Annotated in this window: 11 protein-coding genes; 3 read left to right on the top strand and 8 right to left on the bottom strand. The window is 69.4% G+C overall.

Features of this window, described 5'->3' with window-relative positions:
• Both leuS and RMO85_RS05595 read right to left on the bottom strand, forming a co-directional pair.
• The coding region (leuS, locus tag RMO85_RS05600; RefSeq protein WP_310527191.1) for a leucine--tRNA ligase at positions 1 to 1428 on the bottom strand (1428 nt) is incomplete at its 3' end.
• Between the two features lie 234 nt (positions 1429 to 1662).
• Positions 1663 to 2151 carry a DUF4870 domain-containing protein gene (locus tag RMO85_RS05595; protein ID WP_310527187.1) on the bottom strand — a complete coding sequence of 163 codons (489 nt, stop codon included), beginning with the start codon at positions 2149 to 2151 and terminating at the stop codon, positions 1663 to 1665.
• A 152-nt stretch (positions 2152 to 2303) separates the two neighbouring features.
• Between RMO85_RS05595 and RMO85_RS05590 the strand changes: the two genes are divergently transcribed.
• From RMO85_RS05590 to RMO85_RS05580, 3 genes are read left to right on the top strand one after another with little or no spacing between them, the layout of a single operon-like run.
• Positions 2304 to 2822, top strand: a complete 519-nt coding sequence (locus RMO85_RS05590; protein ID WP_310527185.1) for a helix-turn-helix domain-containing protein — start codon at positions 2304 to 2306, stop codon at positions 2820 to 2822.
• A complete protein-coding gene (locus RMO85_RS05585; RefSeq protein WP_310527181.1) occupies positions 2819 to 4102 on the top strand; it encodes an MFS transporter in 1284 nt (427 codons plus the stop codon). The genes RMO85_RS05590 and RMO85_RS05585 overlap by 4 nt, the downstream gene beginning before the upstream one ends.
• A complete protein-coding gene (locus RMO85_RS05580) occupies positions 4089 to 4850 on the top strand; it encodes a 3-oxoacyl-ACP reductase family protein (RefSeq protein ID WP_310527175.1) in 762 nt (253 codons plus the stop codon). The genes RMO85_RS05585 and RMO85_RS05580 overlap by 14 nt, the downstream gene beginning before the upstream one ends.
• Before the next feature lie 6 nt (positions 4851 to 4856).
• On the opposite strand, the gene RMO85_RS05575 is transcribed toward RMO85_RS05580, so the two are convergent.
• From RMO85_RS05575 to RMO85_RS05550, 6 genes are all read right to left on the bottom strand, one after another.
• Positions 4857 to 5570, bottom strand: coding sequence for a gamma-glutamyl-gamma-aminobutyrate hydrolase family protein (locus RMO85_RS05575; RefSeq protein WP_310527169.1), 714 nt, complete (start codon positions 5568 to 5570; stop codon positions 4857 to 4859).
• Positions 5567 to 6334 (bottom strand): 3-oxoacyl-ACP reductase, encoded by a 768-nt coding sequence (locus tag RMO85_RS05570; RefSeq protein WP_310527167.1) that lies wholly within the window; start codon positions 6332 to 6334, stop codon positions 5567 to 5569. Before RMO85_RS05570 ends, RMO85_RS05575 begins: the two co-directional genes overlap by 4 nt.
• Positions 6335 to 6358: 24 nt before the next feature.
• Positions 6359 to 7717 (bottom strand): aldehyde dehydrogenase family protein, encoded by a 1359-nt coding sequence (locus RMO85_RS05565; RefSeq protein ID WP_310527165.1) that lies wholly within the window; start codon positions 7715 to 7717, stop codon positions 6359 to 6361.
• A gap of 1 nt (position 7718) precedes the next feature.
• Positions 7719 to 9077 (bottom strand): glutamine synthetase family protein, encoded by a 1359-nt coding sequence (locus RMO85_RS05560; protein WP_310527163.1) that lies wholly within the window; start codon positions 9075 to 9077, stop codon positions 7719 to 7721.
• An 8-nt stretch (positions 9078 to 9085) separates the two neighbouring features.
• On the bottom strand, positions 9086 to 9820 hold the full coding sequence (locus RMO85_RS05555; protein WP_310527161.1) for a GntR family transcriptional regulator: 735 nt from the start codon (positions 9818 to 9820) through the stop codon (positions 9086 to 9088).
• Between the two features lie 10 nt (positions 9821 to 9830).
• Positions 9831 to 10648, bottom strand: an 818-nt coding sequence (locus RMO85_RS05550; protein ID WP_310527157.1) for an amino acid permease, incomplete at its 5' end; no start/stop codon positions are given.

Genomic DNA, 10648 nt, shown 5'->3' with positions numbered 1-10648 from the left:
CAGCTCGACGGGCAGCTGGTCGTCGGGGACCGGCACCTCGCCGTCGACCGGGCAGTGGATGATCGGGATCGGCGCACCCCAGTAGCGCTGGCGCGACAGCAGCCAGTCGCGCAGGCGGAAGTTGACGGTGCCGCGGCCCAGACCCTCCCGTTCCAGGAACTCGATGGTCGTCGACTTGGCCTCGGCGACCGACAGCCCGTTGATGTCCAGCGGAGCATCGGTGCCGGCTGCCGGCGAGTTGATCGCCGGTCCCTCACCGGCGTAGGCGTCGCCCTCGAAGTCGGCGGGCAGCTCGGTGGTGCGGATGATGGGCAAGCCCATCACCGTGGCGAACTCCCAGTCGCGCTGGTCGCCGCCAGGCACGCCCATGACCGCTCCGGTGCCGTAGTCGGCCAGGACGTAGTCGGTCGCCCATACCGGCATCTGCTGCCCGGTCACCGGGTTGGTGGCGGTGACGCCCAGGTCCACGCCGGTCTTGGCCCGGTCGCTCGACAGACGCTCGATCTCGGTCTCCTTGCGGACCTCGTCTCGGTAGGCCTCGAACTCCGCCCGGCGCTCGTCGGTCACCAGCTCGGCCGCCAGCGCGGCGTCGACCGCCACGACCATGAAGGTGGTGCCGAAGATCGTGTCCGGGCGGGTGGTGTAGACGGTGACGGGTTCCTCGCGACCCGCGACGACGAAGTCGACGTGCGCGCCCTCGGAGCGGCCGATCCAGTTGCGCTGCGCGTTGACGACCTTGTCCGACCAGGTGTCCTGCAGGTCGTCCAGGGAGTCCAGCAGCTCCTGGGCGTAGGCGGTGGTCCGGAAGTACCACTGCGTCAGCTCACGCTTGGTCACCTCGGCGCCGCAGCGCTCACAGGCGCCGTCCACGACCTGCTCGTTGGCCAGCACCGTCTGGTCGTTGGGACACCAGTTGACCGGCGACTTCTTCCGGTAGGCGAGCCCCTGCTCGTACAAGCGCAGGAACAGCCACTGGGTCCAGCGGTAGTACTCGGGGTCGGAGGTGTTGAACCGGCGCGACCAGTCGAAGCTGACGGCGTACTTCTTGAACGACTCCAGCTGGGTGTCGATGTTGTTGTAGGTGTAGTCGGCCGGGTGCGCGTTGTTCCTGATCGCGGCGTTCTCGGCGGGCAGGCCGAAGGAGTCCCAGCCCATCGGGTTCAGGACCTCGTAGCCCTGCTGCCACCAGTAGCGCGCCAGCACGTCGTGCAGCGCGGTCACCTCGGCATGACCCATGTGCAGGTCACCGCTGGGGTAGGGGAACATCGTCAGCGCGTAGCGCTTCTCGCGCTGGCCGGAACGGACGACCTCGTCGTCGGCACGGAACGGCTCGAGCTTGTCCCAGACCGGCTGCCACTTCGCCTGGACGGCCTCGACGTCGTACGTCGCAGCCTGGTCGCTCTCGGGTGCCTCGTGCGTCTCGCTCATGATGTGTTCGTCCCTCGTGTGTGCCTGCGCCTGTGAAGAATGGCTGAGTCTCGACATGAAAAAACCCCTCGCATGGAGGGGTGGCCGCGTGACGTTCCTGTGGAGACAGGGATGTCAGCGCGGCTGTCCAAGAAGCAGGACCTGCGTACTCATGCCATCCATCTTACCGCCGACAACGCCGCGACGGCGACCCGGTTGTGACCGGGTCGCCATCGTGCGCTTGAAGGGATCAGGTCACTTGACGAACTTGGGCGTCATCGGCGGGTTCCACCACTCGCCGTTGTAGGCCTTGATCGCGCCCAGCACGTGCACGACGAACGCAAAGACGAATGCGAGGCCGAAGGTCAAGAAGCCCACCAGCACGAGCATCAGCGGCAGCGAGACCAGCAGGATGATGCCGGTGGTGATCTGGACGTTGAGCGAGTTGGCCGCATGCGCGCGGACGAAGGGTCCGCGGTCCTTGTACATCAGGTAGACGACGAGGGAGCCGACGAAACCCAGGAGGCCCGCAGAGAGCACCATCGCGACCAGCGGGGCGCCGTGGGCGACCGCGCCCATCGTCCGCTCCTGGGTCGGCGAGAGTGGCTGCTGCTGCACGGCGTACCCCTGCGGGGTGGCCGGGGCTGCGGGCTGCGACTGCTCGGCGGTGTACGGGTCGGTGGGATCGGTGGGGAACTGCTGGCTCATGGTGACCTCCAGGTAGGCGACGGGGTCCGATGACACCCACTCAACCACGCCGGGAGGCGTTTCCCATCCCGGTTCGGGGGTGCTTCAGGGTCGGCTCGGGGACGAACTCGGGTCGACCCTCCAACAACTCCTTGACAGTTCGCGGGGGCTGTCGCATCCTGACTCCCCAACGACTCTTGGAGGGTGTCATGGACGAGGGCCTGTCCGCTCTGCGCTCGGTGGCGCACCCGGTGCGACTGCGCATCCTGTCCATGCTGACCGCCCAGCCGATGAGCGCGGCCGAGGTCGCCCGCGAGCTGGACCTCACGCATGCCAACGCGTCGTACCACCTCCGCGTGCTCCGTGACGCCGGCGAGCTCGTCGTGGAGAGCGAGGAGAAGATCCGCGGCGGTACGGCGAAGCGCTACCGCTACGTCGTGGGCGGCGACCCCGAGCGCCCGGCCACTCCGGGAAAGCCCGAGGACCTCGTCGCCTGGCAGCTCGCCACCAACGCCGAGATCGTCCGGCGGCTGGCCCATCGGATCAAGGGACGGGGCAGCTCCGCCGACATCGAGGCCTGGGTGAGTCCGGAGACCTGGCAGCGAGCCATGGACTCGATCACCGACGCAATGGTGCTGCTGCACGAGGAAGCCCGACCGCCCCGGACCGACGGCACGATCCACGTCAGTGCCTCGTCGCAGGCGTTCGTGATGGAGGATCCCGCATGAGCACCCGCATGACCTGGGCCGACGCGGCCAAGCCCCTGCGCGAGCGCAACTTCGCGTGGTACTTCGCCTCCCGCTTCGTCAACACCCTCGGCAACATGATGGCCAGCATCGCGCTGACCTTCGCCGTACTCGACATCACCGACTCCGCCGCCGCCCTCGGGCAGGTGCTGGCCGCGCACACGATCCCGATGATCGTGCTGCTGCTGTGGGGCGGCGTGATCTCCGACCGCTTCCCGCGCGAGATCGTCATCCAGATCTCCAACGTCGCGTCCGCGATCACGCAGGGCCTGATCGCCTTCCTGGTCATCACCGGCAGCGCCGAGCTGTGGATGCTGATCGCGCTGTCGGTCGCCCACGGTGCCGTCTCAGCGATCTCGATGCCCGCCATGGCCAGCGTGCTCCCCCAGCTCGTCGCCCGCGCCCAGCTGCAGCCGGCCAACGCGCTGATGTCACTGACCCGCAACGGCCTCACCGTCCTCGGCCCGACGCTCGGCGCGCTTCTCGTCGTCACCGTCGGGGCCGGCTGGGCGCTCGCCATCGACGCGGCGACGTGGCTGATCGCCGCGCTGCTGCTCATCCCGGTGAAGATCCCGCGCGCGGACAAGAGCGAGGGGCACAAGAGCACCGTCGCCGAGCTGCGCGAGGGCTGGAGCTTCTTCATCGGGACCACGTGGCTGTGGGCCGTGGTGCTGGGCTTCGGGTTCTTGAACATGATCCACAACGGCGCGCTCCTCGTGCTCGGACCCGTCGTCGCGGAGGACACGATCGGCCGCCAGTGCTGGGGCTACGTCCTCTCCGCGGAGGCGCTCGGCCTGCTCGCGATGGCCGTGGTGCTGTTGCGGGTGCCGCTCAAGCGGCCACTCTTCTGGGGGATGATCGCGGTCGCCTTCGCGTCCGTGCCCATGGTCGTGCTCGGTGTCGACCCGCACCTCCTCGCGCTCGTCGCGGCTGCCTTCGTCGCCGGCGCCGGCCTCGAGGTCTTCTCGATGGGCTGGAACCTCGCCATGCAGGAGAACATCGACGAGCGCATGCTCTCGCGCGCCTACTCCTACGACGCCCTCGGCTCCTTCGTCGCCATGCCCATCGGCCAGCTCGCGTGGGGACCGCTCGGCGCCGCCTTCGGCAACTCGCGCGTCCTGGTGATCTCGGGCGTCGCGTACGCCGCCATCTGCCTGCTCGTCCTCACCTCGCGCTCGGTGCGCGACCTGCCCAGGCGTGCCGCGGACCCGGTCCTGTCCGAGACGAGCTCCCACATAGGGTCCACGCATGACCACTCCTGACATGTTCCGCCTCGACGGCAAGGTCGCGATCGTCACCGGCGCGTCCAGCGGCATCGGCGTCGCCTTCGCCCAGGCCCTGGCCGAGGCCGGCGCCGACGTCGTGCTCGGCGCCCGTCGCGTCGAGAGGCTCGCCGACACCGCCACGCTGGTCGAGGCCACGGGTCGCCGTGCCCTCACGGTCGCGACCGACGTGGCCGACCCGGCACAGTGCCAGGCCCTGGTGGACGCCGCGATGGCGGAGTTCGGTCGCGTCGACGTGCTCGTCAACAACGCCGGCGTCGGCACGGCCGTCCCCGCGACCCAGGAGACGCCCGAGCAGTTCCGCTCGGTCATCGACGTCAACCTCAACGGCTGCTACTGGATGGCGCAGGCGTGCGGCCGGGTCATGCAGCCCGGATCCTCGATCATCAACATCTCGTCGGTGCTCGCCATCACCACTGGTGGGCTGCCGCAGGCGGCGTACAGCGCCTCCAAGGCCGGCCTCAACGGTCTGACGCGCGACCTGGCGCAGCAGTGGATGGAGCGCAAGGGCATCCGGGTGAACTCGATCGCGCCGGGCTTCTTCGCCTCCGAGATGACCGACACCTACCCCGACGGCTACCTCGACCGCGCGATGATGCGCGTGCCCGCCCGCCGCAAGGGTGACCCCGCCGAGCTCGCCGCGACGGTGGTCTTCCTCGCCTCCCCCGCCGCCGGCTACATCACCGGCCAGACGCTGCCCGTCGACGGCGGGATGACGATCGCCTGACGGCGGTCAGGTGGGCGCGTGCGCCGAGGCGGCTTCGACGAGCGCCCGGAACAGGCCGGCATCGGCGGCCACCTCGGGGTGCCACTGCACGGCGAGGCACAGCCGGTCGCCGGGTGCCTCCATGGCCTCGAGGAGCCCGTCGTCGGCCCAGGCCGCGGCGATGAAGCCGGGGTGCGCGCGAACGGCCTGGTGGTGATGGCAGTGCACGGTGAGCGTGGTGCCCAGCAGGGAGGCGAGACGGCTCTGAGCGGCCAGCGACACGGCGGTCTCACCGAAGGCGTCGAGTCCCGGGCTGTGTCGCTCGTGCCCGACCAGGTCCGGGACGTGCTGGTCGAGGGCGCCGCCCGCGTGGACGGCCATCACCTGCATGCCGCGGCACACCCCCAGCACGGGCAGGTCTGCTGCGTCAGCGGCATCGAGGAGCGCGAGCTCCCACGCGTCGCGGTCATCGCGCCACGCGGTGGTGCGCTCGTGCGGCTGCTCGCCGTACTGCTCCGGAGACAGGTCCGCCCCACCGCTGATCACCAGGCCGTCGAGCCGGGCGATGACCGCACCGGCCGCTTCGGCGTACGGCGCCGACGGGGGCAGCAGCACGGGCACCCCGCCGGCCGCCTCGATCGCGACGGCGTAGACCGTCGGCAGCAGGTCGGCGGGCTGGTCCCAGGCGCCCCAGCGGGCCTGCTCCCGGTAGGTGCTGAGTCCGATGAGCGGCCTGCTCACAGGGGCGTCACGTAGGCACCGGAGATGCCGCCGTCGACGAGGAAGGTCGAGGCGGTCATGAAGGACGACTCGTCGGAGGCCAGGAAGAGCACGGCGTTGGCCATCTCCTCGGGCTCGCCGAACCTGCCCATCGGCACGTGCACCAACCGGCGGGCCGCGCGCTCCTCGTCGGTGGCGAAGAGCTCCTGCAGCAGCGGCGTGTTCACCGGTCCCGGGCACAAGGCGTTGACCCGCACTCCCTCGCGGGCGAACTGCACCCCGAGCTCGCGGCTCATCGACAGCACCCCGCCCTTGGACGCGGAGTAGGAGATCTGGGAGGTCGCCGCACCCATCACCGCCACGAACGACGCGGTGTTGATGATCGATCCCTTGCCCTGCTCGAGCATGTAGGGCAGCGCGGCCTTGCAGCAGAGATAGACGCTGGTCAGGTTGACGTCCTGCACCCTGCGCCATGCCTCCAGGTCGGTGTCCAGGATCGAGTCGTCCTCGGGCGGCGAGATGCCGGCGTTGTTGAAGGCGATGTCGACCGAACCGTAGGTGTCCTTGGCGGTCTTGAAGAGCGCGTCGACCTCGTCCTTGCTCGTGACGTCGACATGCACGTAGGTGATCGCGAGCTCGTCCGTCAGCGCGGCACCGCGGGCGTCGTCGACGTCGCCGATGACCACCTTGGCCCCCTCGTCGAGGAACCTGCGCACGGTGGCGAGGCCGATGCCGGAGCACCCTCCGGTGATGACAGCGACCTTGCCCTCGAGGCGTCCGGCCATGGTTGTCCCTTTCTGGTCCTGTGCTCAGTCCTGGGCGATGAAGAGGTTCTTCTCCTCGGTGAACGCGTTCGGCGCGTCCGGACCGAGCTCCCGGCCGAGGCCGGACTGCTTGTAGCCACCGAACGGCGTCCAGTAGCGCACCGACGCGTGTGAGTTCACGCTGAGGTTGCCGGCCTCCACCGCCCGGGCGACGCGCAGCGCCCGGCCGACGTCACGGGTGAAGATCGAGCCGGACAGACCGTACTCGGTGTCGTTCGCGAGCCGGACGGCCTCCTCCTCGTCGTCGAACGCCATCACCGCGACGACCGGGCCGAACACCTCCTCGCGCCAGATCGGCATCGACGGGTCATCGGCGAGCACCACCGTCGGCGGCACCCAGAATCCGTCGGACTCGGGGACCGTGCCGGCAAAGGCGGGCGTGACGGCGTCGAGGTAGCCGCGGACCGACTCCTTCTGCTTCGCAGAGACGAGCGGGCCCATCTCGCTGTCCGGATCGGCCGGGTCCATCACCCTCAGCGCCGTGACGGCCGTCTCCAGCCGGCCCAGGAACTCCTCGTAGGCCGAGCGCTGGACCAGGATCCGCGAGCGCGCGCAGCAGTCCTGGCCCGCGTTGTCGAACACGGCGTACGGCGCGGACGCGGCCGCCTTCGCGATGTCCGCGTCGCCGAAGATGATGTTCGCGCTCTTGCCACCGAGCTCGAGGGTCACCCGCTTCACCTGGTCGGCGCAGCCGCGCATGATCTGCTTGCCGACATCGGTGGAGCCGGTGAAGCAGACCTTGCGCACCAGCGGGTGCGAGACGAAGCGCTCGCCCACGACCGAACCCTTGCCCGGGATCACCGTGAACACGCCTTGCGGCAGGCCTGCTTCGAGGGCCAGCTCGGCCAGCCGGATGGCGGTGAGCGGCGTCAGCTCGGCCGGCTTGAGCACCACCGTGTTCCCCGCCGCGAGAGCCGGGCCGAAGCCCCAGCCGGCGATCGGCATCGGGAAGTTCCACGGCACGATCACCCCGACCACGCCCAGCGGCTCGTGGAGCGTGAGGTCGACACCACCGGCCACCGGGATCTGTCGGCCGAAGAGTCGCTCGGGCGCGGCCGAGTAGTAGTTGAGGACGTCGCGGACGTTGCCGGCCTCCCAGCGCGCGTTGCCGAGCGTGTGCCCGGAGTTGCGCACCTCGAGGTCCGCCAGCTCGTCGATGTGGGCGTCCACGACCGCTGCGAACGCGCGCAGCAGGCGCGCGCGCTCGCCGGGTGCGACGTCACGCCAGGCAGGGAAGGCCGCGGACGCACGCTCGATGAGCGCGTCGGTCTCCTCGACGGTGGCCAGGGCCACCTCGGTGACGGGCCGACCGGTCGCAGGGTTGACCACCGTGAATGTCGTCATGTCACATCCGCTCGAAGCTGCGACGCAGCTCCCAGTCGGTCACCGTGGCACCGAAGGCGGCGAGCTCGACGTCGGCCATGTTGGTGTAGTGGTCCACGACCTCGTCGCCAAGGGCGGCCCGGGCGATCGCCGAGCCGTGGAACGCGTCTCGCGCGTCCCGCAGCGTGCCCGGCACGCGGGGACGGTCCGAGGCGTAGGCGTTGCCCTCCAGCGGGGGCTCGAGCTCCAGTCGCTGCTCGATGCCGTGCAGCCCGCCGGCCATCATCGCGGCGATCGCGAGGTAGGGGTTCACGTCGCCTCCCGGCACCCGGTTCTCCATCCGTGCCCCCGCTCCGCGGCCGACCAGCCGCACGGCGCAGGTGCGGTTGTCCTCACCCCACGCGATGGCGGTCGGGGCGAAGGATCCCGCGGCGAATCGCTTGTAGGAGTTGATGTTGGGCGCATACAGCAGCGTGAAGTCCGCCATGGTGGCGAGCACGCCGGCAACGAAGCTGTCGTAGAGCGCGGACCGGGCGTCGTTCTCCCAGAAGACGATGTCGCCGCCGGAGCCACGCAGGGACAGGTGGATGTGGCAGGAGCTGCCCTCGCGCTCGTTGAACTTGGCCATGAACGTGAGCGACTTCCCGTGCTGGGCGGCGATCTCCTTGGCGACCGTCTTGTAGACGGCATGGTTGTCCGCGGACACGAGCACGTCGTCGTACAGGAAGCCGATCTCGTGCTGGCCCAGGTTGCACTCGCCCTTGGCTCCCTCGACGTTCACGCCCGCGGCGTACATCGTGTTGCGGATGTCGCGGAGCAACGGCTCGATCCTCGTCGTGCCGAGGATGGAGTAGTCGACGTTGTACTGGTTGGCGGGTGTCAGCCCTCGATAGTTGGCATCGTGGGCGGCCTCGTAGGTGTCGTCGAAGACGATGAACTCGAGCTCGGTGCCCGCCACGGCGACGAACCCCAGGTCGGCGGCGCGCTGCTGCTGCGCCTTCAGGATGCTCCTGGGCGACTGGGCCACCGGCCGGTGGTCGGGCCACGTCAGGTCGCACTGGACCATCGCGGTCGCAGGCAGGTGGGTCAGCAGTCGAAGGGTGTCGAGGTCGAGCACGAACTCCATGTCGCCGTAGCCGCGCTCCCAGGACGTGATCGCATAGCCGCCGACCGTGTTCATCTCGACGTCGACACCGAGCAGGTAGTTGCAGCCCTCGGTGCCGTGCGCCAGGACCTCGTCGACGAAGTAGTGCCCGTGCAGCCGCTTGCCCTGCAGTCGACCCTGCATGTCGGTGAAGGCCACCACCACGGTGTCGATCGCTCCCGACTCGATGCGAGCCGTCAGGTCCTCCACGCTGAGGTACCGGTCGTTGTGCGTCATGTCTCCCCTTATCCGAGCAGACCGCGCAGCAGCGCAGCCGTGTCGTCGCAATGGTGCTCCATGGCGCGCCGCGCCCTCGTCGCTTCGCCGGCCAGGATCGCCGTGACGATGGCCTGGTGCTGACGAGTCGAGTGCTCGATGTTGACCTCGAGCACGGGAATCGCCTGGAGCATGTCGTGCAGGCAGGCCTGCACCTCGGTCACGGACGCGATCGTCATCGGAGACGCCGCGACACTGGCGATCGCCAGGTGCAGGCGCGAGTCAGCCTGCCGGTGTGCCGCCGAGTCCGCCGCGTCGTCGACCGCCGCGAGGGACGTCGTCAGCAGCATCCGCTCCGAGGCGGACAGGGCTCGGTTCGCCGCGACGTAGCACGCCCCGGGCTCGACGATGCGTCGGAAGGTCAACGAGTCCAGCAACTCCTCCTTGCGGTCGGCGACCCCCGGCCACGCACTGCTGGCGGGGGCCTCGGGACGGTAGGAGACCACGGTCCCGCCGCCCCTGCCCCTCGTGGTGCTCACCATGCCCGCCTGTCGTAGTCCCGCGATCGCCTCGCGCAAGGTGGCGCGGGAGACCCCCAGCCGCTCCGCGAGGTCGCGCTCGGTCGGCAACGGCGAGCCGTAGGGGTAGACACCCAACCGGATCGTCGTCGCCAGCTGCTCGACACACCCCTCGAACGCGTGATGCCCACGAACCTGTCGGAGGACGACATCGCCGAGGTGGTCAGTGGCGCGGGCAGCGTTCATGGAGCCGAGCTCAGGGGACGTCAGCGGTGTCGACGTTGCGGATCGGACCCTTGAACCACTTCTTGGCCGAGACCTCCCACCAGATGGTGAGCAGGAGCAGGGCTCCCAGGGTCACGATCGGGGCGTAGTTGACGAACTTCCACTCGAAGAGGTCGTCGAACGGCATCCCGCCGCGGTAGCTGGGCATCATGAGGAACAGCGAGACGACGACGATCTCCACGACGGCGATGGGGTTGAGCCACTTGTACTTCGCGCCGTTGTTCCAGGAGCCGACCTCGAACCTGTCGCCGTGACGCCACCGCAGGAAGATCGGGATCGCGAAGGAGAGGTAGAGCCCGATCACCGCGATCGACGTGACCGCGAAGAACGCGATCGGCGAGATGATCGGCGCCTCCTCGGTGCCGATGTTGACCTCGACCAGCGCCGGCAGGGTGACCAGGGCGCTGAACACTGCCACCAGCATCACGGCGCGAGCCGGCACCCGGGCGCTGGACAGCTGCGACCAGTGCCTGGATCCGGGGACGGCGCCGTCCCGGCTGAACGCGTAGGTCATGCGGGAGGCCGAGGTCATGCAGGAGACCGCGCAGAAGAGCTGGCCGGCCGACGAGATGAACAGCACCGTGCCCGCCCAGTTGGCGCCGAGGGCCGCGTTGAAGATCGGCGCCACGCCGCCCGCACCCAGCGCGTTGTCGGGGTTGCCGTCGGCACCGTTCGGCACCGCGAAGACCACGCACAGCAGCAGGATGTAGCCGCCGATGGCCGAGTAGAGGATGGACTGCCAGATGCCCTTCGCGGCCCCGGTGGACGCCCCCTTGGTCTCCTCGCTGA

Origin of the sequence: Nocardioides sp. (assembly GCF_031422975.1) — a bacterium.
GTDB lineage: Bacteria > Actinomycetota > Actinomycetes > Propionibacteriales > Nocardioidaceae > Nocardioides.
The sequence above is the reverse complement of the archived record's forward strand: the minus strand, read 5'-3'. Positions and strand labels throughout refer to the sequence as shown.